Source organism: Myxococcus sp. AB056 (genome assembly GCF_006547365.1).
Taxonomy (GTDB): Bacteria; Myxococcota; Myxococcia; order Myxococcales; family Myxococcaceae; genus Myxococcus; species Myxococcus virescens.
In genome coordinates this window covers 54,215-79,589 of record NZ_VHLB01000019.1, presented here as the reverse complement: position 1 = coordinate 79,589, position 25,375 = coordinate 54,215, and the positions used below count along the sequence as shown (strand labels likewise).

The 25,375-nt window shown below is 66.1% G+C and carries 25 protein-coding genes; 16 read left to right on the top strand and 9 right to left on the bottom strand.

Annotation, left to right across the window (positions count from 1 at the left end):
• Positions 1-4 precede the first annotated feature (4 nt).
• Positions 5-2,011 (top strand): AsmA-like C-terminal region-containing protein, encoded by a 2,007-nt coding sequence (locus tag FMP39_RS11530; RefSeq protein WP_141589962.1) that lies wholly within the window; start codon positions 5-7, stop codon positions 2,009-2,011.
• Between the two features lie 62 nt (positions 2,012-2,073).
• On the opposite strand, the gene FMP39_RS11525 is transcribed toward FMP39_RS11530, so the two are convergent.
• Positions 2,074-2,511 carry a phosphate-starvation-inducible PsiE family protein gene (locus FMP39_RS11525; protein ID WP_141589961.1) on the bottom strand — a complete coding sequence of 146 codons (438 nt, stop codon included), beginning with the start codon at positions 2,509-2,511 and terminating at the stop codon, positions 2,074-2,076.
• Between the two features lie 261 nt (positions 2,512-2,772).
• A complete protein-coding gene (locus tag FMP39_RS11520) occupies positions 2,773-2,997 on the bottom strand; it encodes a hypothetical protein (protein WP_141589960.1) in 225 nt (74 codons plus the stop codon).
• A 294-nt stretch (positions 2,998-3,291) separates the two neighbouring features.
• Here FMP39_RS11520 and FMP39_RS11515 point away from each other — a divergent pair, with 294 nt between their 5' ends.
• The 3 genes from FMP39_RS11515 (at position 3,292) to FMP39_RS37905 (ending at position 7,234) form a co-directional block, all read left to right on the top strand.
• Positions 3,292-5,004, top strand: a complete 1,713-nt coding sequence (locus FMP39_RS11515) for a GAF domain-containing sensor histidine kinase (protein WP_228557894.1) — start codon at positions 3,292-3,294, stop codon at positions 5,002-5,004.
• Between the two features lie 68 nt (positions 5,005-5,072).
• The gene (locus tag FMP39_RS11510; RefSeq protein ID WP_228557893.1) at positions 5,073-5,945 is read left to right on the top strand and encodes an acyl-CoA desaturase; all 873 of its coding nucleotides are present in this window, start codon (positions 5,073-5,075) and stop codon (positions 5,943-5,945) included.
• A 710-nt stretch (positions 5,946-6,655) separates the two neighbouring features.
• Positions 6,656-7,234, top strand: a complete 579-nt coding sequence (locus FMP39_RS37905; RefSeq protein ID WP_228557892.1) for a transposase — start codon at positions 6,656-6,658, stop codon at positions 7,232-7,234.
• 628 nt (positions 7,235-7,862) lie between these two features.
• Here the strand turns inward: FMP39_RS37905 and FMP39_RS11500 are convergent.
• On the bottom strand, positions 7,863-9,347 hold the full coding sequence (locus FMP39_RS11500) for a hypothetical protein (protein WP_141589958.1): 1,485 nt from the start codon (positions 9,345-9,347) through the stop codon (positions 7,863-7,865).
• Positions 9,348-9,684: 337 nt separating this feature from the next.
• On the opposite strand from FMP39_RS11500, the gene FMP39_RS11495 reads away from it, so the two are divergent.
• Positions 9,685-10,731: a hypothetical protein gene (locus tag FMP39_RS11495; RefSeq protein WP_141589957.1), complete on the top strand. Its 1,047-nt coding sequence runs from the start codon at positions 9,685-9,687 to the stop codon at positions 10,729-10,731.
• 194 nt (positions 10,732-10,925) lie between these two features.
• Positions 10,926-11,945: a peptidylprolyl isomerase gene (locus FMP39_RS11490; protein WP_228557891.1), complete on the top strand. Its 1,020-nt coding sequence runs from the start codon at positions 10,926-10,928 to the stop codon at positions 11,943-11,945.
• Between the two features lie 25 nt (positions 11,946-11,970).
• On the opposite strand, the gene FMP39_RS11485 is transcribed toward FMP39_RS11490, so the two are convergent.
• Positions 11,971-12,372: a hypothetical protein gene (locus tag FMP39_RS11485; protein ID WP_141589956.1), complete on the bottom strand. Its 402-nt coding sequence runs from the start codon at positions 12,370-12,372 to the stop codon at positions 11,971-11,973.
• Positions 12,373-12,483: 111 nt separating this feature from the next.
• Positions 12,484-12,825, bottom strand: coding sequence for a zinc ribbon domain-containing protein YjdM (locus FMP39_RS11480; protein ID WP_141589955.1), 342 nt, complete (start codon positions 12,823-12,825; stop codon positions 12,484-12,486).
• A 341-nt stretch (positions 12,826-13,166) separates the two neighbouring features.
• On the opposite strand from FMP39_RS11480, the gene FMP39_RS11475 reads away from it, so the two are divergent.
• A complete protein-coding gene (locus FMP39_RS11475; protein WP_141589954.1) occupies positions 13,167-13,670 on the top strand; it encodes a TlpA disulfide reductase family protein in 504 nt (167 codons plus the stop codon).
• Between the two features lie 10 nt (positions 13,671-13,680).
• On the opposite strand, the gene FMP39_RS11470 is transcribed toward FMP39_RS11475, so the two are convergent.
• Entirely contained in the window at positions 13,681-14,847 is a 1,167-nt protein-coding gene (locus FMP39_RS11470; protein WP_141589953.1) for a cytochrome c biogenesis protein CcdA, read from the bottom strand.
• A 165-nt stretch (positions 14,848-15,012) separates the two neighbouring features.
• The gene (gcvA, locus tag FMP39_RS11465) at positions 15,013-15,921 is read right to left on the bottom strand and encodes a transcriptional regulator GcvA (RefSeq protein WP_141589952.1); all 909 of its coding nucleotides are present in this window, start codon (positions 15,919-15,921) and stop codon (positions 15,013-15,015) included.
• Between the two features lie 209 nt (positions 15,922-16,130).
• Between gcvA and FMP39_RS11460 the strand changes: the two genes are divergently transcribed.
• The 7 genes from FMP39_RS11460 to FMP39_RS11430 all read left to right on the top strand — a co-directional run bounded on the left by FMP39_RS11460 (position 16,131) and on the right by FMP39_RS11430 (position 20,792).
• Positions 16,131-16,412 (top strand): hypothetical protein, encoded by a 282-nt coding sequence (locus FMP39_RS11460; RefSeq protein ID WP_194858356.1) that lies wholly within the window; start codon positions 16,131-16,133, stop codon positions 16,410-16,412.
• Between the two features lie 75 nt (positions 16,413-16,487).
• The gene (locus tag FMP39_RS11455) at positions 16,488-17,270 is read left to right on the top strand and encodes an SDR family NAD(P)-dependent oxidoreductase (protein ID WP_141589950.1); all 783 of its coding nucleotides are present in this window, start codon (positions 16,488-16,490) and stop codon (positions 17,268-17,270) included.
• 99 nt (positions 17,271-17,369) lie between these two features.
• Positions 17,370-17,597 (top strand): cupin domain-containing protein, encoded by a 228-nt coding sequence (locus tag FMP39_RS11450; protein WP_368667062.1) that lies wholly within the window; start codon positions 17,370-17,372, stop codon positions 17,595-17,597.
• 52 nt (positions 17,598-17,649) lie between these two features.
• Entirely contained in the window at positions 17,650-18,630 is a 981-nt protein-coding gene (locus FMP39_RS11445) for a homocysteine S-methyltransferase family protein (RefSeq protein ID WP_141589948.1), read from the top strand.
• Between the two features lie 219 nt (positions 18,631-18,849).
• Positions 18,850-19,596: a GntR family transcriptional regulator gene (locus FMP39_RS11440; RefSeq protein ID WP_228557890.1), complete on the top strand. Its 747-nt coding sequence runs from the start codon at positions 18,850-18,852 to the stop codon at positions 19,594-19,596.
• A gap of 15 nt (positions 19,597-19,611) precedes the next feature.
• A complete protein-coding gene (locus FMP39_RS11435) occupies positions 19,612-20,478 on the top strand; it encodes a sulfite exporter TauE/SafE family protein (RefSeq protein ID WP_141589947.1) in 867 nt (288 codons plus the stop codon).
• On the top strand, positions 20,475-20,792 hold the full coding sequence (locus FMP39_RS11430) for a DUF1634 domain-containing protein (RefSeq protein WP_141589946.1): 318 nt from the start codon (positions 20,475-20,477) through the stop codon (positions 20,790-20,792). Before FMP39_RS11435 ends, FMP39_RS11430 begins: the two co-directional genes overlap by 4 nt.
• Positions 20,793-20,885: 93 nt before the next feature.
• On the opposite strand, the gene FMP39_RS11425 is transcribed toward FMP39_RS11430, so the two are convergent.
• Positions 20,886-21,461, bottom strand: a complete 576-nt coding sequence (locus FMP39_RS11425) for a class I SAM-dependent methyltransferase (protein ID WP_141589945.1) — start codon at positions 21,459-21,461, stop codon at positions 20,886-20,888.
• Between the two features lie 487 nt (positions 21,462-21,948).
• Here FMP39_RS11425 and FMP39_RS11420 point away from each other — a divergent pair, with 487 nt between their 5' ends.
• Entirely contained in the window at positions 21,949-23,124 is a 1,176-nt protein-coding gene (locus FMP39_RS11420) for a hypothetical protein (protein WP_228557889.1), read from the top strand.
• Positions 23,125-23,271: 147 nt separating this feature from the next.
• On the opposite strand, the gene FMP39_RS11415 is transcribed toward FMP39_RS11420, so the two are convergent.
• Entirely contained in the window at positions 23,272-24,192 is a 921-nt protein-coding gene (locus tag FMP39_RS11415; RefSeq protein WP_141589987.1) for a pyridoxal-phosphate dependent enzyme, read from the bottom strand.
• Between the two features lie 106 nt (positions 24,193-24,298).
• Between FMP39_RS11415 and FMP39_RS11410 the strand changes: the two genes are divergently transcribed.
• Positions 24,299-25,237, top strand: coding sequence for a LysR family transcriptional regulator (locus FMP39_RS11410; protein WP_228557888.1), 939 nt, complete (start codon positions 24,299-24,301; stop codon positions 25,235-25,237).
• Positions 25,238-25,375 lie beyond the last annotated feature (138 nt).

Genomic DNA, 25,375 nt, shown 5'->3' with positions numbered 1-25,375 from the left:
GGGCATGAAGAGAACTGCGCACTCCGCCCGCCGTGGCTTGAAGGTCGCGCTCGGTGTCGCGGCCGCCGTGCTGGTGCTGGCTGCCAGTGCGCTGGCCCTGAAGCCGTCGTGGATCGCCGAGCGTCTGCGCGGGCAGCTCGAGGCCATCGCCACCAGCTCCCTCGGCCGCCCTGTGAGCGTCGAAAAGCTTGATGCCCACTGGCTTCCAAGGCCCGGCGCCACGATCACGAACCTGCGGGTCGAGGGTGACGGCAACGAGCCTCCGTTCCTGGAGGCCCCACGTGCGACTGCGACCGTTCAGCTCTGGCCGCTGATTCGGAGTCTCGGCAAGGATGTGCGCGTGAGCGTGCTGAAGCTCGATGCCACGAAGCTGAACCTGGTGCGGCGCGAAGACGGGACGTGGAACCACGAATCGCTCGGGAGCACCCGCCCCGAGTCCGAGCGAGGGGCGTTCGTCGAGGACCTTCGGATTCAAGATGGCGTCGTGAATGTGACCGACCTGCAGGCGGCCGGTGGCACCGCCGCGGTCGTACTCCGGGACATCGACGTGGAATTGAAGGGCCTCGGACCGGGACTGGCGTTCGAGGGCGCCATGCAGGCAGCGCTCGCCGCATCGGAGCAGAACGTGGCGATGGACTTCAAGGTCGACCCGCTCCCCGCCGGGAAGCTCCAGCCCGGCCAGCCGGTGCCCGAGGTGACGCTGCACCTGCGCGGAAAGGACCTCTCCGTGAACGCATTCCGGAACTTCCTGCCTCCGAGGGCGGCTGGTTATTTCACTGGCGGCCGGATGGACATCGGCGCGGACGTGAAGACCGACCAGGGCGAGTACGCGCTCGCGGGCCACGGCTCAGCGAGAGAGTTGAGGCTTCGCGGTGAGCCGGCGAGCGGCTCGTTCGCATTCACCTCGCGCATCGCCCCGGCCAATGCGAAGGCGGCGAAGGTGGACTTCACGCAGATTGCCCTCAAGGGCCCCGGCATCCAGCTCGGCGGCACGGCCTCGGCCTGGGTGGCGCCCGCGCGCGTGCGCTTCGCGCTGCAAGGGCAGGAACTCGACGTGAAGCACCTGCTCGGAGTGCTGCCACCGCAGCCGAAGGATGAAGAATCGGCCACCGCGCTGCCTGCCTCGGTGCGCGCGCAGCTTGGGGAGGTCGATGTGGGAGGAACACTCAAGCTGGCGAAGCTCCACCACGGTGCGCTCGTGACCACGGACGTGGACGCGCAGGCGAGGCTGGATGACGGCGTGCTCCTCGTGCAGCGTGGCGGCGCAACCATCTATGGCGGGCACGCTGACCTCACGGGGACCCGGGTGGACCTCACCAAGAAGCAGCCGGAGTGGACACTCAAGGTGGTCCTCGCCGGAATGGACACCGCGAAGGCCTTCCAGTCGCTTTCGGGACATCCGTCACTGAGGGGCAAGGCCAGCGGCGAGCTTCAACTCACCGGTACCGGAGTGGATTGGGCCCAAGCGCGGGACAGCGTCACCGGCGGCGGGAGCGTGCAGCTTCGCGACGGTGCCCTCACGACCGCAGACGTCGGTGCGGAGGTGGTTCCGGTACTGACGCGGGGCTTGGAGGCACTGGGGCTCAAGGACGCGACTGGCACGGTCCAGAAAGCGGTGCAGGGCACCCGACTGAACGACCTGAGCGCGCAGTTCCGGGTCCAGGGCGGATGGGTCGCGTTCACGAAGCCCATGGCGTTCCAGTCGGACATTGGCACCGGGACACTGGATGGCCGGGTGGGCCTCGATCAGCGCCTGGAGCTCAAGGGTACGATCAACGCTTCCGGGCAGTTCGTCTCGGCCATCACCCCCGGTGCGATTCCAATGAAGGCGCCGGTGACGATCCCACTCACGATCACGGGCACACTCAGAGCGCCTGAGGTGAAGCCTGGCAGCACGCTGGACGTCGCCAAGGGCCTGCTGCCAGGGGGGCTGCCGCAGAAAGGGAGCGAGAACCCGGTGAACCGAGCACGCAAGGGCATTGGAGACCTCTTCAAGCGGCCGCGGAAGTAGCGAAGGCGCTTTGCCTCGCGGCAGCGGCGGGCGCCATCATCATCGGGACGCGGCTTCACCGTCTATTCGCGGTTCGAAGCAGGGCCAACGCTGGCGTGGGACCGATGGACCAGGAACCAGGTGGCGCCGACGGACAGCAGGAGCAGCGAGAGGGGTAGGACCCTCGGAAAGGTTTCCGCGTCGAGTTCCATCACCACAATCTTTCTGACGACCGCGATCAGCGCGGCCTCCATCACCGTTGGCACGATGCTGCGGTTGCGCAGATGTGCGATTCCAATCTTGAAGAGCTCGAGCGCGATGAACACCACCAACCCGACATCGAGCAGGTGCCCGATGGCGGTAGCGTCGAGGGTTCCCCCCAAGAGCCCCCTGTGCACAATTGCCATGAGGAACGCTGCGAGCCCGAGCACGGCAACGACGGCCGTGCCAATGGTCACGCCTACGCTGAGGCTGGCTTCGATGCGCTCCAGCCATCGCTCGATAGTGCTTCGCGCGCCCATGTTTCCCCCGTGGTTGGCAGACTCCGCGCATCGGTGGGATGGCGGATGAAGTCCACCGGCAGTGGAGTGTACCTCCTGTGCCTACCCAAGACTCGGTCGCCGCGTCATGGGTGCGTCCAGGCCACATTTAGCAGTGCGTCACTGCGAGTGAGCGAGGCGCGCGCAAGACCGTCAGGATGACAGGGCCACGCCGGAATCCGTCCAGCAGCCCGCCTGCGGTGCCTGGCCCACCCTAGGGCCCGGCACACGCCCCCTTCCGGCTCAGGGCTCCGCGGGGCATGCCGGCATGGAGGCAATCCAGCCATCCACCAGCGTCGTGCCCTCCGTATCGAGGATGGCTGTGGCGAGCGGTGGCATGCGTGACGTCGAGAGGGAGTGCATGCGCCGCGACAGCACCGACTTCGAGGGGTCTCCCGGCGCGATGAGCGCCGCCTGGACGAGGAACAGGTAGTTCGCCGCGAGCCCGTTACATCTCACGTTAAACAAGATGCTTGTCCTTGAGGCAACCCACAACTCGTCAATGGCGGAGCGCTGACGATGGAGCACTGTGTTGAATCTGAAGACACCATGCTTCCACAATTCTTCCGCGACTTGCGTGGACCGCCAACCAGATGACCAACATCCGAATCGGGACGATGCTCGTGAGGCGCTGCTGAAGACGTTCCCCACAGCGCCTGCCTGGCTGGTAGCAGACGAAATCCGCCAGCACGATTTCTTACAAAGGCCAAGCCCGGCAGGGCATCCACTCTTTGATCACCAACAGTCCGACAAGCGCTACTCTTGCTCACACAGGAAGTACCAGGCGGCATCCATACCTTAGGAAAGCGAGGTATCGCGATGGCAAGTGTTGCGGAGACCATTCGTCGGAATCGAGGTGAAATCATCCGTAGATGGTCCGAGCAGGCCACCCGCGCGGCATCCGCCCGAAGGCTGGAGGGGCCCGAGTTCGAAAACGTCATACCTACGTATCTAGCGTCGCTTGCCGACGAAGAAGGGGCACCCGGTGCGCTCGCCAACGCCCGGAAAGCGCACATCGAAAGCCATGTAGCCGCCCGCCTCCGACAGGGCTTCAATGTCGCGGAAGTCATCGAGGAGTTCGCTATCCTGGGACGGTGCATTACCCACATGTGGGCGAACGCTTCGCCCGAGGCCCGCCCTAGCGCCCAGGACGTTGAGCGCCTCTTCACCGAGCTGCATGACGCATCAACCGCCGTGGCGGAAATCTTCAGTCAGCATCTGATGGAGGACGAGCAGACGGAGAAACGATACTTGCGGCTCCTCCAGCAGGGGGCCAGCGAAGCGCTCATGGAGGAGACGACGTCCCTGCATCACCACTTAAAGGGAGCCCTTGAGTTGATCGTCGAGGCCATGGGCGCTCAGAGCGCGGCCGTGCTTCTGTATGAAGTCGAGGGGGAAAGGCTCGTTACCGCAGCCGCTGCGGGGATAGCGAGCGAGCACCTGGAGAACTACGCGACCTCGATGAGTCCCGCATCCTTTCCCGGAATGATTGCCGCTGGGGGCGATGAGACCAGTTCGGTTCTAGATGCCGAGACGACGCCGCTCGAGCTGAGCCCTCCGCTTCGCCAGAGCGGACTGCGTTCGCTGCTCGGTGTTCGACTTCCCCCCCACCGTGCACTGGTGGGCATCATGTTTGTCGGCTTGACCGAGGTCCGGGAATTCACCGCACGGGAGAAGGCACGGCTGCTCTCGCTGGGACAACAGCTTGGCGTCCATCTGGACAACGCCAAGTTGTACGCGAAGCTGCGCGAGAAAATCGAAGCGCTGCAAGCCGAACGAGCGCTTCGCGAACGCTTCGTCTCGGTGCTCGCCCATGACCTTCGCGGACCGCTGTCGGCGGCGAAGTCAGGGGCGCAGCTTCTCATGCGGCATCCTGAACGATTGGACCAACGACGAGACCTGGCTCTGCGCATCGACCGGAACATCGAACGCACCGACCAGATGGTGCGGGACCTGCTCGACGCGAACCGCATCCAGGCAGGCCAGCGGCTCCCGCTTCGCCTCGACACCTGCGACCTAGGCGGCGTCGCCCAGGAGGTAGTCGAAGAGTTGATTGCGCTCCATGGGGACCGCTTCGTGCTCCATGCGGAGGAGCGCGTCCGGGGAGTCTGGAGCGCGGAGGAACTCCGCCGCGCGCTCTGGAACCTGGGGAGCAACGCCATCAAGTACGGCTCCGCCACCGAACCCATCACCTTCACAGTTACCCGGACCGGAGACACGGCACGAGCGTCAGTCCACAACCGAGGTCCTGTCATCGCACTCACGGACCAGGAACAGATTTTCAAGCCTTTCACCCGGACCCACTCCGCGCAGGAAGGGACGTCGAGGGGTTGGGGGCTTGGACTGACGCTCGTCTGGGGGTGTGCGCAAGCACATGGTGGAAGCGTCACAGTCCAGAGTGACGCCGCGACCGGAACGACCTTCACCGTTACGTTGCCGCTGGACTCGCGGCCCTACCAGCCGCGCGAGCCGTAAGCTGCCCATCCTGCCCTGGTATCGGGCGTGAGCTGACAGAGAGGTGACACTCCAGAAGTTGTACAGATATGCTCCCCTTCTTCGCCTCCCATTGGACGCTGAGTGTGCTCTTCCAAAGCCTCTTCCAGCACCGCTATGCCGCGCATCGGATGTTCACGATGACGCCGCGCTCAGAACGCGTGCTGCATCTGAGCACCGCGCTGGTGCAGGGCTCGAGCTACCTCGACCCACGCGCCTACGCCATCTTGCACCGTGAACACCATGCCTATGCGGACACCCCCTGTGACCCACACTCCCCTGCGCACCACAAGCACCTGCCGCGCATGATGCTGGAAACGGGGCGTCGCTACGGGGGGCTGCTCACAAGGCGCGTCCACGCAGAGGCACGATTCACTGGTGGCTACCCCGAGTGGCCCGCGGTGGACCGCTTCTTCAGCAGTTGGGCTTCCCGCCTGGGGTTTGGTGCGCTCTACACGCTCGTCTACAAGCGCTTCTCCACGCGCCGGTGGCACTGGGCGCTCCTCCCCTTGCATTTCGTGATGGGGCCTGTGCACGGCGCCATCGTGAACTGGTGCGGACACCGGTACGGCTACCGCAATTTCGCGACCCGAGACCAGTCGCGCAACACGCTGCCCCTGGACGTGGTGTGCATGGGCGAGCTGTTCCAAAACAACCACCACGCCCGGCCGGCGAGCCCCGATTTCGCCGCGAAGCGCTTCGAGCTAGACCCCACCTGGCAGGTCATGCGTCTGCTCGCCCGAATGAAGCTCATCCAGGTGATGCATGCCCCGCCGCCGCGTCCAGAGGCAGCGGGGAGGCGCAGCCAGCACTCGACGCTCCGTCCACTCGACGGTCGCAAAGCTCAAGGCGATGCGCAAGGGAAAGCCCGAAACAAAGGAATACTTCAGCCGGCGAGAAACTCCCGCCATGACTACTTTTAGATTGTTCCTTCAATCATATGGGCCCTGGGCGAAACACAAGCATGACAGGCCCATTCCCTCATCGCGGTGTCTCTCATGTCCTATTGCATCACTGTCGTCCCCGAGCTCTCGGAAGCGTACGAGCAGCTTCCTCCCTCTGAACGCCAACCCATCCAGGAGCGACTGGACATGCTCGCCGCGGCGGCCGAGGACGCCGCCCAATCCCCATCCAAGGTGAGGCGTCCTCATGCGAAGGAACTCGCGGTCGTCTCGCCAGGAATACACCGGGTATTCCTGGGCGACCAGTGGATCGAGTATCGCGTCCAGGCGGAGGACCGCTCCCTCCAGCTGCTAGACTTCGGAAGCTGGAGCATGACCCCACTGGCTCGCCAAGCGCCCCCTGCCGCAGAATGGCATGGCTCGGGACACCCGGAGAGTGGCTGGGACAACGAGGGAGGCGGCAGCCCCCCATCCCCCTCCTCTGAGTGATCCCCGCATTTGGGCGAGCGGATCACCAGCCGCCTACCTGACAGCTCCGTGCGAAGCGGAGTGGTGGGGTGCGGGAGGAGAGGCCATGCCGGTACGCAAGGTGGCAATCAACGAAGAGCAGGTGCGGGCGTTCCTGGAGAACTTGTTCGAGAAGGCTCTGCACGCCAAGCGGGTGCTGTCGCTGTCGCATGCGACGTTGGGCGTGGTACACGCCGCGTCCTTGCCGGTGCATGCCATTGGCAATGGCCCTCGCATGGGCCCGAGGCGACGTGCAGAAGCACGGCATCAAGCAGGTGGACCGGCTGCTGTCCAACGAGGCGGTGGACGCGTGGAAGCTGGCGGCCTCGTGGGTGCCGTACGTGCTGGCCAAGCGCACCGAGGCGGTGGTGGCGCTGGACTGGACGGACTTCGAGGCCGATGACCACACCACGCTGGTGGCCAGCCTCGTCATCTCGCACGGGCGCACCACGCTCCTGCTGTGGCTGACGCTCCAGAAGAGCGCCCTGGCGGGCAACCGCGCGCAAGCGGAGGATGAGCTGCTGTTGCGGTTGAAGGAGTGCGTGCCCGCGGAGGTGAAGGTGACGATACTGGCGGACCGGGGCTTCGCGGACCAGCGGCTGTATGCCTTGCTGGCACAGTCGGGCTTCGAGTACGTGGTGCGCTTCCGCAAGGACGTGCGGGTAGAGGTGGAAGGAGGCCATCAGCGTCCGGCGGCCGAGTGGATACCAGCCAGTGGGCAGGCCAAGAAGCTGGCGGGCGTGCACGTGACGGCGGACCGCCCCCCGTGCCCGCGGTGGTGCTGGTGCACCAGAAGGGCATGAAGGAGCCTGGGTGTCTGGCCACCAGACTGGACAGCGCCAACGCGCGCCAGGTGGTGGACCTCTACTCTCGGCGCTTCTTGTGCGAAGAGACGTTCCGGGACGTCAAGGATTTGAGATTCGGAATGGGGCTGTCCACGGCGCGCGTGAAGAGTCCAGAGCGCAGGGACAGGCTGCTGTTTGAATTGTGGGGCATGGCCGTTCCTTTGACGTTCACCAAGAGGGTGGAGGTCATCCGCCGCGCCGCTGCGACAGGGAGCAGGTGGAAGCGCACCTTCAAGCGATGCTCTCCAGCGACACACCGGACATGGCCCGCGCCATGACGGCAGCGGGCACCGCCTTCCGCTCGAGTGACTGTCACATCCCGTGTGCAAGTTCATGCACCGCTATCGACGACGCCGCTGCCCTGAGGAATGGTCATCGTCCTCAGCGTTGCTTTGTCGCCGCATCCATGGCGGCGCCGTCGGCGCCTCCGGTGCAACGCATTTCACATACACCTAAAGCAGCCAAGGCTTCTGCGCCGCCACGACCCGATGCGGCGCCTCATCGTGGCCACGGGCCACCTGCATGCCGCGCGGGTGGAGGGCGCCGCGCCCCGGAACCTCCTCTCGGGGCGCGGGCATGCGGGGGACTACTCCGCTTCAGCCAGTCCCGCGGGACAGGAGAAGGTGGCGGGCATGGACCACAGCTGGAAGGCGTTCGTGTCGTCGACGGCGCGGAAGTAGATGCGGTTGCCCAGGAGGGTGAACCCATCCGGGACGGAGGAGCCCGCTCCGGGGCGGATCTCCGCGAGCTGGCCAGTGGTCGCCGGGCTCCCCTGGGTGAACCAGGGCTCGGTGCCCGAGCCGCTCTTCGACGCGGCGAAGAGGACGGGGCCCGTGCCCGTGGGGAACAGCGGGGAGGCGTATTCGTCGCCCGTGCTCAGGGTGCGGGAGAGCTGGACCGCCGCCGCACCATTCAACGCCCACAGCGACACCTCCCGTGGCGCAGGGCCCGAGGTGCCAATGGCCACGGAGAAGTAGAGCTTCCCGCCGGAGGTCGCAGTCCGCTGCACGCTGGGGTACGCGTCCTCCTGGTCCGAATAGGGATTGGGGAGGGTCGTGACGGAGGTCTTGCCTCCGCCCCCCAGGGAGACACTTTCGATGCGCAGCCGCTTCGTGCTCGGGTTCATCGAATACAGATAGACAGACGTGTTCAGCGCACCGAGCAGGTTGACGAACTTGCCGAACGTCTCCAGGCGGACGGTGCCTCCCGGCGTGCCATCCGTCTTCCACACCTCGGTGTTGGGGCCGTCTCTCAACAGGAACAGGCCCAGGTTCCCGGCGAAGCCCGTCTGTCCAATGGGAACCGCCTGCGCATCCAGCTTCTTGACCCAGATGGTGCCGGCCGGTGTGCCGTCGGTGCGCCACAGCGAGGTGCCCTGACCGGGCGTGACCACGAAGAAGAGCAAGGCATTGCCCACCTCGAACGACGTGTATCGGTCGGTCGCGAGGGGACCGAAGTTCCCCAGATGCACCGTGCCCGCAGTGGTCCCGTCCGAGCGCCACAGCGAGGTGCCAGTGCCGGTGTCCAGGAAGAAGAGCAGGGTGTTGCCCAGCATCGTCGGGGCGACGAGCTCCCCGAGCGTGCCGAAGTTCGCCACCTCCACCGTGCCCGCCGCGGTCCCGTCCGAGCGCCACACCTCCACCTGGGGATTGCCGGGCGCGAACGCCCACTCGCGGATGAAGGTCAGCCGCCCGTTCTGCGCGGCGGTGAACGCGAACCGGGTGCCGGCGGGGCCGGGCGTCACGTCCTTGACGAGGTGGGTCCCTGCCCCGGTGCCGTCGCTGACCCACAACTCCTTCCCGGTGCCCGGATCATCGAACTGGAAGAAGACCTTGTTTCCCACCGGAACCAGGCTGCTCATCCGGGGGTCCGCCACGGAGGCGGGGGGAAACGACTTCACCTGGACGGTGCCGGCCTCCGTGCCATTGCTGCGCCACAAGACGGCGCGTCCGTCGAAGAAGTTGGTGGCGAAGTAGAGCTTCCCCTGCACGTCGACCAGGAACTCCGGGTAGGGCCCGTTGACGGAGGAGCCGGACCCCGGTGGAACGACGACTTTGACGCGCGAGGCCACCCCGGCGGGACAGGCCTGCGCGGTGACCTCGCCAGTTTCGACTGTTTCGACTGGGAGTCCCCCACATCCCGCCAGTCCAAGCCACACCAGAGCACATCCACTCCTTGCTCGCATGTCCTCTCCTCCCCGGCTCGAAGCCTTGGGACGGTGGGACGCGCGTCGGAGTTCGCCAAGAGGACCCGGAGAGCATGGTTCAGCTTCGGGACAGCGGCTCCCCGGCGCCGCCATGGGCGCTGCCCTTGAGGTATCTTCGGGATTGTCGGTCCCGACGCAACTCCGGCGGGGTGATCGCGATAATCCCTACGATTTCGTCCATTTCAATTTCGAGAGGCCCACCATGGGTTTCGATATCCGCAAGACCTTCAACTCTGCCCGCGCCAACGTCCAGAAGGTAGCCAAGGACGTCCAGAAGACCGTCGAGGACAACAAGGGGCTCATCAAGGGCGCCACGGCCGTTGCCACCCAGAGCGCGAAGGCCTTCGGGTACGGCAAGGATGCCTTCCAGCAGATCAAGAACATCAAGAACGGCGCCGAGGGCCTGCTGACCGGCGCCAACCGGGCGTTCGTCAGCAACCCCACCTACGCCGCGGGCGAGTTCAAGGGCCTGACCAAGCTGGGCGCCGGCATGAAGGCCGCCGCGCGCTACGCGGGCATCCCTGGCGCGGTGATGTCGGGCGCCACGGCCGTCAAGGACATCCGCCAGGCCATCCGCACTGGTAGCAAGGACGACATCATCACCGCCACGCGCTCGACGCTCGACGCGACCAAGGCGGGCCTGTCCGCCGCGACGGGCGGCATCGTCGGCGGCAAGGTAATGGGCGGCGTGCTCGGCGGTACCGTCTTCAAGGAGAAGCTGGAGGCCGGCAAGAAGGCCGTCGACGCCTTCAAGAAGGCGCTCCCCAACGCCAGCGACGACGTGCTCAAGGCCGTCAAGGACACCGCCACCAAGGGCATCTTCGAGGGTGGCACCGCCAGGGGCGTGAGCCGGGCCGTCAAGTCCGCCGCGGCCGAGACGGCGAAGGCGACCAGCACCCTGGCCCAGGGCCTGACTGGCAGCGGCACGCGCCAGGCCGCCAAGGCCGCGCTGAAGACGGCGGGCAAGGAGGCCGGTGAGGCGGCCCTCAAGCAGGGCGCGAAGGCCGCCGCCGGCACCGCCGCCAAGGCGCTGGGCCGGTTCGCCCCGGGCGTCAACGTGGCCATCGCCGCGGTCGACGTGGCCAACGCTGGCGCGACGCTGATGGACAAGAACGCGAGCACGGGCAAGAAGGTGACGTCCGTCATCACGGCGGTGGGCTCGGTCGCCGCGGCCACCAACATCCCGATTGTCAGCCAGGTGGGCGCCGCGGTCTCCACGGTGTCCAGCATCGTGGGCGCCTTCTTCTAGAGCAGCGCCCCACCCTTCGGGGTTTGTCAGAGCGGCTCGGCTGGACTATGCCTTGGTCCATGCCGAGCCGTCGCTTTTCCCCCCATTGGCGCGGGCGCTGGCAAGCCTATCTCCCGGGAGCATTCGTGAGCCGCAAGCAAGGGACGCAAGGACCAGGTCGTGGAGTCGAGCGCCTCCTGAAGATGAGCCCGGTGGTGAGCCTCGCCTCCGCCAAGGCCCTCGAGCTTCCCACCGTGAAGGCGCCCTCCCTGGAGGGAATCTCGGTGCGGGTCCCCACCCCGGACGACCTGACCGAGGAAGACCTGCTGCGCGCCTTCCACGAGAAGCGCCGCGCCCTGGCGACCTCGCGCGAGCGTCAACCCGGCGAGTCGCTGGAGCTGGGCGACGAGGTGCGGCTCAACATCGTGGGCTACTGCGACGGAAAGCTCATCCCCTTCTCCGCGCGCTTCGGCATGACGACGGAGCTTGCCCCCATCGAGGCCCTGCCCGGCTTCAGCGAGTCCGTAGCCGAGGGTGCCAAGGTGGGCGAGTCCCTGCAGATTGCCCTGGAGCTGCCGGAGACGTACCCCGTGGAGGCACTCCAGGGGAAGCCCGCGCGCTTCCTGGTGGACGTCCTGGCCGCCCACGAGGTGACGCTGCCTCCGGAGAGCGCCCCCGAGTTCCTCGAGAAGCTCGGGCTGGGCGGCACGCTGGGCGAGGTGATGACCCACCTGCGCGACGAGCTGGAGGACGCGGCGGCGGCACAGCTCTGGGTCCAGGCGCGGGACATGGTGCTGGACGAGCTGGCCCGGCGTGCTCCGGTGGAGCTGCCTCGCGCGCTGGTGGACGAGGAGCTGCGCCGCCGCTGGGTCCAGGCCGAGGGCCAGGGCATGCTTGAGCACCAGTTCGACGTCGACGAGCAGCGGGAAGCGCTCGAGGGCTGGCTCACGGACCCCACCACGCGCGCGGACGTCGAGCGTCGGCTGCACATCGGCATCGTGCTGAAGGCCATCACCGAGGAGCAGAAGCTTCAGCTCACCCCGGAGAAGCTCGAGCAGTTGGTGCGCGACCAGTTGGAGCCCTTCGGGCTCACCGCCGCGGATGCGCACGCCGCCCTGCGCGAGTCGCCCGAGACGACGAAGCAACTCGCCGAGATGGGTTGGTACCTACTCGCGGTGGAGCACGTCATGAACAAGGCGAAGGTCACCTTCGAGGGCGCCGAGCAGGAGGGCTGAGGGCGCCCTCGCAAGGAGCGCGCGCTCAGCCTTCGCTGAACCAGAGCCCCGCGCCACCCGCGAGGCCCATGCCCAGGAACAGCGCGGCGAGCCCCCACGTCTGGGCGCGCGACCACCGGAGCGACTCACCATACCGGTAGCCGCACACCAGGATGAGCAGGGCGAACCCCAGACAGATTGACGCGGGCCCCAGCGCGACCAGCACCTTGCGCGGCGTCCCGCTCACGTCGAGGACAGCCAGCAGCAGCAGCGGCCAGAAGCCGATGACGAGCAGGCTGAGCACGAGCCCCAGCCCCCAGCGCCCTTCGGGAGAGGACAGCTCCATGAAGTCCAGGAAGCGCGTCCACCAGGAGCGGGGCGGCTCTCGATGACGTTGGGGGGCTGAAGGCTGCACGTGGGGCGGCTCCAGGGACGGGGTGCGGTGCACCTAGTAGCCTCTTCTAGTGCAGCCCGGGGCGGTTCGCGGCTACTTTCCTTCCGCCAAGTCGGACTCCACCCTGCCTCGTCCAGGGTATCCACGGAAGCGGCGCAAGCCCACTTACGCCTTCTTCACGAACTCCGACTTGAGCCCCATCGCGCCGATGCCGTCGATCTTGCAGTCGATGTCGTGGTCGCCGTCGACGAGGCGGATGCTCCGGACCTTGGTGCCGACCTTGACCACCGTCGACGAGCCCTTGACCTTCAAATCCTTGATGACGGTGACGCTATCGCCGTCCTGAAGCAGGTTGCCGTAGGCGTCGCGCACCTCGCGCTTCTCTTCCCCCGGCGCCGCGGCAGCGACGGTCGACCACTCATGCGCGCACTCCGGGCAGACGAAGAGGCTGCCGTCTTCGTACGTGTAGGCGGAGTTGCACTTCGGGCACGCGGGCAGGGCGCTCATATCGGCTCCAGAGGAAGGAGGAGCGGAGGCATATACACGAGCGGCGAGCCGAAGGGCTCCCGTTCCACCAACAGCGCTCCTGATGGAACGGAAGACCTGCGTGTACCGCACCGGGTTGTAGAGCCACCAAACTCGGCGGCCATCAGGGCACCCTCGCGGCGCTCCTGGAGGTAGCGCGGCCAGTCGCGCGCGGCGTTGAAGCCGAGTCCGTGGAGGACACCACTGTCCCCTGGTGGAACTTTTGTGGGCAGCCGAGGTGTCCTTCCGGAACACCCCGACCGCCGGAACTCCCGCACGGAAAGAAGATGCGCGGGCGTGCTTCCGTGTGCATAGAGAAACCCATGCGCCGTCTCCTTGGCTTCCCGCTCCTGATTGCGCTCGCCCTGGTTCAGGGAGCGTGTGACCGCAATGACCGCTATGACCGCCCCGGCACGCCGGTGCCGGAGACCCTGCGGGCCGAGACGCTGGCGGGAGAGCGCATCGACCGGGCAGCGCTGCTGGGCCGTCCCTGGGTCATCAACGTGTGGGCCCCAGGCTGACACGCCTGTGCTCGGGAGTTGCCCGAGCTCGAAGCCCTGAGGAGTGAGTACGAGGCGCGCGGCGTCGGCTTCCTCGCGCTCTCGCTCAATCCCAGTGAGGCGCGAAACCGCCAGACTGCGGCCGAGCTGGGAGTGCGCATGACCGTGGCCACGGCGAAGGGGGAGGTGCTGGGCCCGCTGCGCATCTCCACCGTGCCCGCCACCGTCTTCATCAACCGAGAGGGCGTGGTGGTGGCAGCCGTCAACGGCGAGCGCTCGCGTGGGTTCTACGCGCGGCGTCTGGAGGCGCTGCTCGCTGCGCCGTAGCGACTGGCGTCTACGGGAGGAGCCCCGCACAGCGGCCACCCGCGATGACCTCCAGTCCCTGCAAGAGGGAGGTCAGGGATTGCTCACCCACGCGGCGCGCCACTTCCTTGCCCGCGGCGTCCAGGAAGAGGAACGTGGGAACGCCGCGAACGCCATATTGGGCCGCGGCCCGCCGGCCCTCCGCTGTCCCCACATCGAGGCGGAGAACCTCAACGCCCTTTCCCGAGCAGTGTTGCTCGGCCAGGGCCACCGTGGGCTCCATCCGCTGGCAGACGGGGCAGCTCTGGCTCACGAACTCCACCATCGTCGGGCGTTCAACCCGGGCCAGCGCGGACGGACCGATGAAGGATGGGACGCTCCCCTCCTCCGGGAGCGCGCACGTGCCATCGCCACCTTCCTCGGAAGTGCACGCCGTCTCCGAGGCGGCCGGCGCGGACGAGGCGCGACGCTCCATCACGGGGGCGGAAGCCTCTCCCCCCTCCGCCGAGGGCACGAGCAACGCCAACGAGTCGGTGAAGAGCAGCACCCCCAACCCGGCGAGCAGCACCCCTGTGGCGACCTCGAACTTGCGCAGGTGCCGCTTCGCGCGCTCCATCCACCGCAGCGCAACCGGAGCGGCGGCGGCCACCAGTAGCAGTGGAACGGAGAGACCCGCGGCATAGGTGCCGAGGTAGAGCGCCCCCATGAGGGGCTCCGACGTGGAAGAGGCGGTATAGGTGAGCACCCCACCGAGCACTGGCCCGATGCACGGCGTCCACCCCAGGGCGAAGGCGGCCCCGAAGAGGAAAGCGCCCAGCAGGCTGCCACCCCGCCGCACCCGTCCGAGCAGGGGCCGCACCTCACCGTCCATCCAGGGAATCTGGATGAACCCAAGCTGCTTGAGCCCCACCAGGAAGAGCGCGAGCCCTCCGAACTGGAGGAGCCCGCTCCGATGCTCCGCGAGCAGCCCGCCCATGGCGGTGGCCGCCATGCCGAGCGCGACGAACACGGAGCCGAGCCCCAACGAGAACGCCAGCGCCACACCCCATGGCCGCCGCACGCCGCTGCCCGCCTCCCGCAGCTGCGACAGGGACACACCCGCGAGGAAGGACAGGTAGAGCGGGACGAGTGGAAGGACACAGGGCGACAGGAATGTCAGCAGGCCCGCGAGGAAGATGCCGGGGAGGCCAAGACTCATGTCATCGAGGACACGGCCTCGAACCTCGAAAGTTCCCGGCTTCGCGCCTTCAAGGAGCCAGGCGGGTCAGGGCGTCGACGAGTATCGGCGCCTCCATTTCGGAGACGGCCCATGCGGCCTGACGGCCCCTGCTCGATGCAACGCCAATGCGCTCACCGACAGGGGCTAGGACGCTTCGCGAACGAGCCATTCACGAAACGCCACCAACTTCGCGAGAGTGGCGCACTCGGGTCGGTAGACGACGTAGTAGGCGAGTCTGGAAGGGAACTCGACCTCCGGGAACAGGCGCACCAGCCGTCCGGCCGCGACGTCGTCATGCGCCATGATGCTGCGAGCCAGCGCCACTCCCTGCCCGTCGATTGCTGCCTGAAGTACCGCAGCGGAGTTGTTGATACGAAGGCCTCGCTTCGTCTCGACGTCCTTTACCCCCGCCTTCTCAAGCCAGGCATCCCACGTGGCGAATCCCGCCCGGGAATCCACGGAGCGGTCGTGGATGAGTCGTACGCCGCCCAGGTCCGAAGGCCGACGCAGACGGCGGCCCTGCCGAAGGAGCGCAGGGGAACAGACGGGATAGACCTCTTCGTCGAAAAGCTTCTCCGAGACCAACCCGGGCCAGTCCCCCGCTCCGTAGCGCACGCCGATATCCACACCGCGCGCGGCGAAGTCGAGCAGGTCGATGGACGCATCGAGCCGAACGTCCAGCTCTGGCCATGCGGATTGGAAACGCTCCAGGCGCGGCAGTAGCCACTTGGCCGCGAAGGCGGGGCTGACCGTCACCGTCAGCACCCCGACCGGCGAGCCTTCTTTCAGCCTCGCGACTCCGACGCTCAGCCGCTCGAACCCCGCGCGGATATCCGGCAGCGCCCGCTGGGCCGCTTCGGTGAGGACCAGCCGCTTGCGCCCACTCGTGCTCCGATGGAAGAGCGGCGTGCCGAGCGCCTCCTCGAGGCTTCGCACGAGTTGTCCAACCGCCGCCGGAGTCACGTGAAGCTCGGCGGCCGCGGCAGAGAAGCTCTCGTGCCTGGCACTCGCCTCGAAGGCGCGCAGGGCGTTGAGGTGTTCGGGCACATTCATGGGTGGTAAAGATTTCCTTTGCTGGATGCCAAGAACATCTCGATTGCCGCGACGAGGCCCCGGGAGCATGAATCCTTCGTCGCCCCACTGTGAGGAGCGTCTGACGCGCCGACGTTGGCTCGGAGTGGAGCCCAGAGTCGACGTCGAGGCAACCCCACAATGGATAGTTGTTCTTTCACGTAACACAGACATCAAGACGGAGGAAACCGATGGTCTACCTGCAGATCACCCTGCAAATTTCTCCCACCAACCGGCCCGCGGCCGCCGACGTGTACAAGCGCTACAAGGCGCCATTCCTCGAGAAGGTCGTCGGCGCAAAGTTGAAGGAGTTGCTCGTGCGTGACGAGGACGTGCAGGTGCTCCATGGGTTCGACACTGCGCAGCAGGCCAACGCCTACCTCCAAAGCGACTTGTTCACCGCCGACGTTGTGAGCGCGCTGAAGCCACTCCTCGACGCCGCCCCGGAAGTCCGCATCTACCAGGCCGCCTGACGCCTTCCGTGTCGGGCCGCCGCCGACCGCGGCGGCCCGACATTCACCCAGGACCAGCAAAGGAGCACATTTCCAATGAGCGCGCGATTCACCAATCAGAAGCTCATCGTTGTGGGTGGTACCAGTGGGATGGGGAAGGCCGTGGCTCGTCTCCTCCTTGAGGAGGGCGGTCGAGCCGTCGTCATCGGGCATCGAGACGACAAGCTCCAGGCCGCCGTCGCGGAGTTGGCTTCGTCCGGCCCTGTGGAGGGCCTGCGCGCGGACATCACATCCGGCACGGAGAGACAGGCCCTGGTGGCCCAGTTGCAGAAGGACCACGCCGACGCGACGCTGCTGGTCAACGCAGCGGGTGTCTTCCTGCCGAAGGCATTCCTGGAGCACGAGGAGCGCGATTACGACCTGTACCTCGACATCAACAAGGCGCTCTTCTTCATCACGCAGGCCGTCGCCCGCTCCATGGTCGCGCTGCGCAAGGGGGGCACGATCGTCAACGTCGGCTCCATGTGGGCCAGGCAGGCCATCCAGGCCACGCCATCCTCGGCCTATTCGATGGCCAAGGCAGGACTCCACTCGCTGACGCAGCACCTGGCGATGGAGCTGGCCGGACATGGCATCCGCGTCAACGCTGTTTCGCCCGCTGTCGTCGAGACCCCCATCTACGAAGGCTTCATCCCAAAGGAGCAGGTTCACGGTGCGCTCCAGGGGTTCAACGGATTCCACCCACTCGGCCGCGTGGGCCGCGCAGAGGATGTTGCGCAGACCATCGTCCATCTGCTGTCGAACGAGACTTCTTGGGTCACCGGCGCAATCTGGGATGTCGACGGCGGCGTCATGGCAGGACGCAACAAGTACAACTGACCTCTGGAGGGGCCCCCAGGCCCAGACTTCTCGAAACGTGTGGTCATCACGCCAGCCCCATATCGATGGGTGGCGTCACCCCAGGGCAGTGTCGAGCGGATGATGCTCGACCGCCTGGGGGGAGAACAGGCGCGTGCAACCAGCATCGTGCGGTACGCCAAACGCTCGGGGTTTCCACGGCATACGCCCCCGGGCGGCGCGGAGATTCTCGTCATGCCGGGGACGTTCTCGGAAGAGGAGCACGGCAATCCAGCGTCCTCGACGACGTCCGGCCGCTCTTCGAAACGATGCCACTCGAGAAGGCAGGCGAGGCATATTCCCGAATGAGGTCCGGCGAGGCGAGGTTTCGGATGGTGCTGACGATGAAGGGGGCCCGCTAATGGGTGGCCTGGCGAAGCACGCGGCGTTCCTTGATGCCCTGCACAACGCACCGCGGATACTCACCGAGGGCTCCGTGGTCGAGCGCCTGCGCCGCCACCCCGCGGGCCTGCTGGACCCGCACGTGGCCAACGCGAGCCTCCTCTTTGAGCCAGAGGGACGCGAGGCGCTCGCAGCCATCTACCGTGACTACCGCGACATCGGCCTGCGTCATGGCCTGCCCACCCTCCTCCTCACGCCCACCTGGCGCGCGAACGCGGAACGACTCGCGCGCGCGGGCCTCGCTGGCCGGGACGTCTTCACCGAGGCGGTGAGGCTGCTGGCGGGCCTGCGCGATGAGCTCGGCGAGCGGGAGACGCGTGTCTTCATCGGCGGGCTCGTCGGGTGCCGCGGGGATGCCTATCAGCCCGCGGAAGCACTGCCCCGCCGGGAGGCGGCAGCCTTCCATGCCCCCCACGTGGAGGCGCTCTCGCGTGCTGGAGTGGACTTCCTCGTGGCCCAGGCGCTGCCGGCCCTCTCGGAGGCAGAGGGCCTCGCCCTGGCGATGGCGCGCACCGGGGCGCCGTTCCTGCTGAGCTTCGTCCTCCGCCCCACCGGGACGCTGCTCGACGGGACCCCGCTGGCCGAGGCCGTCGCGCGCATCGACGCCCTGCCCGACGCGCGCCCAACCGCGTACATGGTGAATTGCGTCCACCCCTCCGTCTTCCGCGAGGGCCTATCGCACCAACTGGCCGCCTCGCCCTCCCTCCGCGCGCGGGTGGTGGGCCTGCAGGCCAACACCTCTCGACTCTCGCCCGAGGAGCTCGACGGGCGCGCGGAGCTCGACTGCGCGCCCCCGGACGCCTTTGCGCGGGAGATGGCTCGCGTCCATGCGGAACTCGGCACACGCGTGCTCGGCGGGTGTTGTGGCACCGACGAGCGGCACATCGCCGCGCTCGCTGGCATCCTGGCAGAAGGCACGCCAGGCGCTCTGCCCCCATGACAACAAGCTCGCTGTGAACTGCCTGGCCCCGGGCGGCCAGTGGTGCCATGGGCCGCCCTGAGCTCGCCCCTCTGCTCCCCGCTCAGCTCCAGACAACGCACACAGGGTGAACCCGAGAAGGACTCGTCGAGTCCTGAATCAGGAAGCGACCATGCACATCAGGGCGTCTTCTCGCTTGAGAGGAGCATTGACATCACGACATCATGATGTCGTGATGTCATGATGGGTGCCACGCGTGAATCCAACCCCCTTTATGCGAAAGTCGAACTGACGCTTGCGTCTGAAATCGCAGCTGGCGTCCTCCCTCCTCGCAGCCAACTTCCCACAGAAGACCGCTTGATTGAGCGGTTCGGCGTTAGCCGAACGACAGTCCGAAAAGCGATCGAGAACCTCGTGGCTCGTGGCTTGGTGGAGATCCGACGCGGCGTAGGTACCTTCGTCGCGCAGCCCAAGATCATCCAAGAACTGACCGAGCTGACGGGCTTCGTCGAGGACATGCAGGCACTCGGCCGCACCCCGACCGCTCGGCTCCTGGATAGTCAAATCGTCCCAGCTGATGCTGACGTTGCCCGGCAACTCGCCGTGTCGCCCGGCAGCCTCGTCATGCGCATCCAACGCGTGCGGCTCGCCGACGGCTTGGCCATGTCCTTCGATGAAACCTATCTGCCGCGCGAGCTAGGGGAGAAGATCGTCACCCACGATCTGGAAACCGAGCCAATCTTCGCGCTGCTCGAAGAACGATACCACCTGCCACTGATTGAGGCCGAATACCGGCTGGAAGCCATCACAGCCACACCGACCGTTGCACAGGCCCTCGCCGTGGAGCCCGGCAACCCGGTCTTCCTGATCGAGCGCACGTCCTATACCGAAGGGTCTCGCCCCATCGACTACGAGAGGCTCCACTATCGTGGCGACCTCATCAGGTTCATCACTCGCTTGTCCCGGCGTCCACGCGTACGGTCATGAGCCGGAGACACGTCAATGAACTCCACGATGGTCTTCTGGCTGTTCGCGGCCGCATTTGGCGCGAGTGCCCTCGGCGGTGTGCTTGGCATGGCCAGCGGCATCTTCATCGTGCCAATCCTCACGCTGTTCTTCAGCGTCGACATTCACGTGGCGATCGGCGCGAGCATCATCTCGGTGATTGCCTGTTCGTGCGGCAGCGCTGCGCCGCTCCTGAAAAGGCGCCTGACCAATATTCGGCTTGCGATCGTCCTTGAGACAGCCACCACACTCGGCGCGCTGACAGGCGTGTTCCTGATCGGCATCGTCTCGAATTCGTTTCTGTACGGCCTCTTTGCTTTTATCTTGGCGCTATCCGCAAAGCAGATGCTAGCGCGGCGGCGCGAAGTGGAAGTGGTCGATACCAACGGGCCGAACGTGAAGAGTCTGGCCACGGTGCTACGCCTGCATTCGAGCTTTCCCGACCATGCATCGGGCCGCGACGTGCCTTATCAGGTTGGTCACGTGCCGATCAGCCTGGCGCTGATGTACGGGGCTGGCGTGATCTCGGCGCTGCTCGGTATCGGCTCCGGCGTGCTCAAAATCCCTGCCATGGATACCGCCTTGCGGCTGCCCATCAAGGTCTCGTCTGCCACATCGAACTTCATGATCGGCGTGACGGCCGCAGCGAGCGCTGGCGCCTACTTCGTGCGAGGCGATATCGACATCGGCATTGCGGGGCCTGTCGCACTTGGCTCAGTTGTCGGGGCGCTCGTCGGGGCGCGGTTGCTGATGAGGCTGCCCGCTGAGAAGATTCGCATCTCCTTCGTGGTGATCCTCACCCTGCTTGCGGTTCAAATGCTCCTGAGCGCCCTGGGTGTTCAGTTCATCGGAGGGTCGGCGTGAAGTCTACGACCAATCGCCTTGCTCGAAGCGAGCAGAGCATCGCCGGACTGCTTTGGAACGGCACTTGGCTTGCTTCAGCGCTCGTTGCCGCCGGGATGGCCTTGGGCGCGACACATGACTTCTGGAGTGTTCTCGCCCCCAGCCTCAGCGGCTACGACGTGATGAAAACCGGTGTGGCCGTGTTCATCATCTTGCCCATCGCGCGTGTGGCGCTGATGCTGGTCATGTCCTTGCGCGAGCGCGACTACATCTATACCGCGATTTCGGTGTTCGTCCTGGCTGTCATCGCGGCCGGGGTCATGGTCGAGCTGTGAGCCTGAGACATGCTCCCGAAAAATGGACCGGAATGAGAGTGGGCCCTCCACAGGGGGAACGTACGGGACGCAAGCAGGAAGCGAGAAGCCTCCTTATCCATTCTTGCGCGACAGGTAGTAGACGTTCGCGCCTGCGTCCGTGTGCGTCGCTTCCAGCGTGAGCCTGTGCGCGCGCAGCAGGTCGCGATACCCGTCGACGCTGTACGAGTGATAGCGGAACGGCACGCCATTCATCGGCTCGCCGTCGATGGAGCCGTGGACGTCGCCCGAGGTGAAGAGGAACGCGGCGCCAGGTTTCAATGCCCTCGCGATATTGGCGATCGCCTGTTCCTGCTCTTCGTGGCGCAGGTGGAACAGGACTCCCCACGCGATCGCGGCGTCGAACGCCTGCTCCTGAAGCTCACACGACTGGATGGGCGCACAGCTCACGGGCACGTGGGGGAAGTTCACTTGAAATCGCGCCAGCAACTCGCGGGAGCTATCCACGCCCATCACGTGGCAGCCGTGCTCCAGCAGCACCCGCGTCAGCGGCAGTCCAGTGCCGCAGCCGACGTCCAGCACCCAGGCACCGGCCGGAAGTGAGGCCGCGAGCGCGGTTACTTCCGGGACGCCCATGCGGCCTGCGCGTTGGGATGCATACCAGTCCGCGATCAAATCGTACTCGTGCACGCATCAACCTCGCCTTCGGCAACATGTTCTAGGGTGAACGGCCATCGCACCACGCCCTCCATCTCAGCACGTCGACGGGCGCACGGCTCTCGCGTCGTCACAGTTGGGTCACACCCTCAGGGCGAGACTCGCGAGCGGAGGTGACTCATGTCCCATTCGCTCTGAATGGTGGCTGCGAGGTCTCCTGGGAGTCTCGCCGGTGCCACTGTCCCCAGTGGGTTGCGAGCCCACGGCTCCGGCGACGCCCCCTCAAGGCCACGGCCGATGACCGCGCGTCCGATTTGGCGGGGGCGACTCCAACGTCCTCCTCGTCCGCCCCAGACCATCCCGATCCCGGAGCCGACACATGCACCGACTACTTCCGCTCATCGTGCTGTTCCTCGTGGCCTGCGGCGACAAACCTGGCAAGCCGCCACCTGCCGAGCCAGGACCATCGAACGCTCCCATCCAGGGCTCGCTGACAGTCCACTCGCGACTCTGGGAGGACATGGGCGACCCGAGCCAGCTCCTCGGCATCTATGTCCTGCTTGGGGATGGGAGCCGGTTCCGGCAGCCGCTGGGCCAGGATGGTGTCGCGCGCTTCGTGGACCCCGACATCCAGGGTCCACAGGATGTCACCCTGCTGGCGGTTTCCACGGAGAAGACCTTCGCCGACACCTACCTCGCCCTGGAGCAGCCAGAAGTCTGGCTCCAGCAATACACGAAAGAGGATACCGGAGGAGTAACGGGACAAGCCACCCTGAAGGGGCGCATCACCGGGAGGACCAGCGTCGTCCAAGATGTCATCGTCGCGAGCGCCGATCAGCAGGGCCATGGCAACTCCACGAGGGCCGCAATAGACGGCTCGTTCGAAATTGATATTTCGGGAAGCGGAGCCATGCCTGTGCATCTCTTTGCCATGGAGTACGTGAATTCGACACGTCGTTTCGGACTCAAGAGCAACATCACGCTCCAGGCCGGGCAGACACTTGACGACGTGGAGATCGCCCTGGACCGCGCCGAGGACCAGTTTCAGCAGGTCAACGTGGAGAACATCGAACCCTACGGCACGGAGGCCCTCGTCACGATGGATTACAAACTCGGCACCATGTACCTCTTCAGCAGTATGGCGACCGGCGCTCCGCCGCTCCAGCTTCCCTCGATGTCGCTCACCCCGCCATTCGACCTCCTCCGGGTGGTCACGACAGTGATCGTGGGTTCCGATGGAGCGACTGGAGTCACCTCCGCGAGCGCAACGGTCCTCACGGAGGGCGGCTCGTCCCCTGTCGTGACAATCCCCCCTCCCCTTCAACTCACCTCGATTCCACTCGGCACCATGGAGGCGCCGGCCGTCGCTCGGACCGAGGGATTCACGTTGGCGTGGAACGTGGTCCCCACCGCGCAGGTGGTGCATGCGTATCTCAACGCTCAAAGCAGTGACCACCAACTCATCTGGAGATTGACGGCCCCCAGCAACAGGACATCGTTCACGCCGTTCGAGCTACCCGCGGAGCTGTCGCCTGTAACCCGACTCCCTCCAGGGCTGGCATCCCTCTCGATGTCGGCCAAGAACAACGGTGCGGACCGCGCCTACGCGGATCTCTTCAATCAGTACGAGTCCCCCATCCAACAGGGAGGGGCGTGGTCCCTGTCTCGGCAAGGCTTTGTGAGGCTCGTTGAGTGAAGGAATAGCCGGAGTGGCGATTCCATCCCTGAATCCGGTTGCTCGGTCACGGCGCGCACGGGTCTAGCGAAGGCCCGTGCTGGCGAAGCGGAGGCGGAATCGCCCTCGAAGGCTCAGGGCGAGCCATGAGTTGCGCTCTACCCGCTGTCATCGATCCCGGCTCATCAATGCCTGCAGATGCTCAACCGTCGCCGTGACGCCACCGCAGACGATCACCGCGATGCGTGACGCGGCGGCAAGCACCGACGATGCCGCGTCGAGCGCGGCCAGTGCGGCCCCGCACGCGGGCTCCACCAGAATCCGGTGTTCGTCGAGAAACCGCAGTGAGGCGGCCACTGCTGCCGCATCGGACACAACGATGTTCTCGACCGCATGGCGTGTCGCCCACTCAACCGCCGCGTCGCAAGGCCGCTTCGCGCCGAGCGACGTGGCGATACTCGTAATCGCAGGCAGTTCGACTGGCCGACCCTGCGCAATCGAGCGCGCATAGCACTCCGCGCCTTGGGTCTCGGCCGCGACAACCGGCACATCGCCCCAGCCATTGCGAGCCAGCCCTTCGAGAACGCCGCACAGCAACCCGCCGCCGCCAACTGCCAGCACGACGGCGTCGGGCTTCGGTCCGGCTTCCGCCATCTCGTCGATCATCGTTGAATGCCCCTGCCACAGCTCTGGCTCGTCGAATGGATGCACGAACGCGTCATGAGGGCTGAGCACGGATTGCGCAAACATGTTCGCCTCTGCCCAAGACGCACCGTGGACGAGCAACTCCGCGCCTTCGAGGCGGATCAAGTCGCGTGCGCGCGCGGACGTGCTCTCCGGAACAACGACGAGCACCGGCACGCCGAGTTCGCGACCCGCATAGGCGACCGCAATGCCCGCATTGCCGCCCGACGATGACACGAAGCGACGGGAGCCTGCCGCGCGCCGAGCGTCACATACCGCACCGACGCCGCGCAGCTTGAACGAGCCGGATGGCTGCATCGCCTCGAGCTTGAACAAGACGTCTTTGCCGAGCCGGCGGGATGCAGCTTGCGAACGGACGTAAGGAGTCTGGATATGAAGTGGCATATAACGAAGTGCGACAAACGTCCGAAACATGCGGACAGTTATCGTGACACTGGACAACCTAAGCTGCGCCACTCATACTTTCCAATACTCTTCAGTGCAGACCGTCATGCCTATTGAGCATATCGACGGAACGGACAGTCATCTCATGCGACAGGTCGAACTGCGCCATCTGCGCTACTTTGTGGCGGTCGCTGAGGCCGGCAGCATGATGGCCGGCGCCCGCGCAGTCGGGATTGTTCAACCCGCGCTTTCCCGGCAGATCCGCGAGCTCGAGGAAGCGGTCGGCACCCCGCTACTCATCCGCCGCTCGACGGGCATCGCACTCACAGCAGCCGGCGCGAGCTTCCTGCAAGACGCTACGCGCCTACTCGCCGAGCTGCAGGGCAGCCGCGAACGTGCGCTGCGCAGCGCGGCCGGTCAGCTCGGCGAGCTGCGTCTCGGCGTGCTACCGAATTACTTCCCGTTGCCGATGGTGTCGAACGTCCTCAAGGCCTTCCGGAGCGCCTGCCCAGACGTCATGCTGTCAATCACGCCAATGCTATCAGCCGAGCAGGCGACTGCGATATCACGCGGCGATCTCGATGGCGGCATCATGGCGTGGCGACAGAGCGAGGCACCGCATCTGTCAGGCATGCGGCTGCTACGCGACCGATTCGTGCTCGCGATGCTATCCACACCGGGCCAGCGCTTCCGCGCGCCTCGTCAACTGGCCGAACTCGCAGGCGCGCCGTTCGTCTGGTTCGACCCACTACGGTCCGCAGCGCATCACCGGTTCTTGCTCGAGCAGTGCCGGCGGGCCGGATTCACGCCGCGCATCGCGCAGGTCGGCAGCGACATCCCGACGCTCATCGGACTCGTCGCAGCCGGAATGGGCTACGCGTTCGTCCCGGAGAGCATTTCACCGACGTGCCCGCGCACGGTGCGGCTGGTCCCGATTGACGAGCTCGACGGCCGCTTCGACGTCGAATTCGTGTACGACGGCCAAGCGAACTCGCCGGTCGTGCAGCAATTCCTCGCGGCGCTGCGCACGACCGCTAACACATGAGCGGGCCCCCACTGGAGGTCGCAGAGGCCCTCTGGCACGACCAGCCAGAGTACTCGCTGACACAATTTTCGATGAGGGGCGATACAACCAAACGAGGCATACGGCTGATATCCTATGCATGCCTCAGCAGTCGGGACT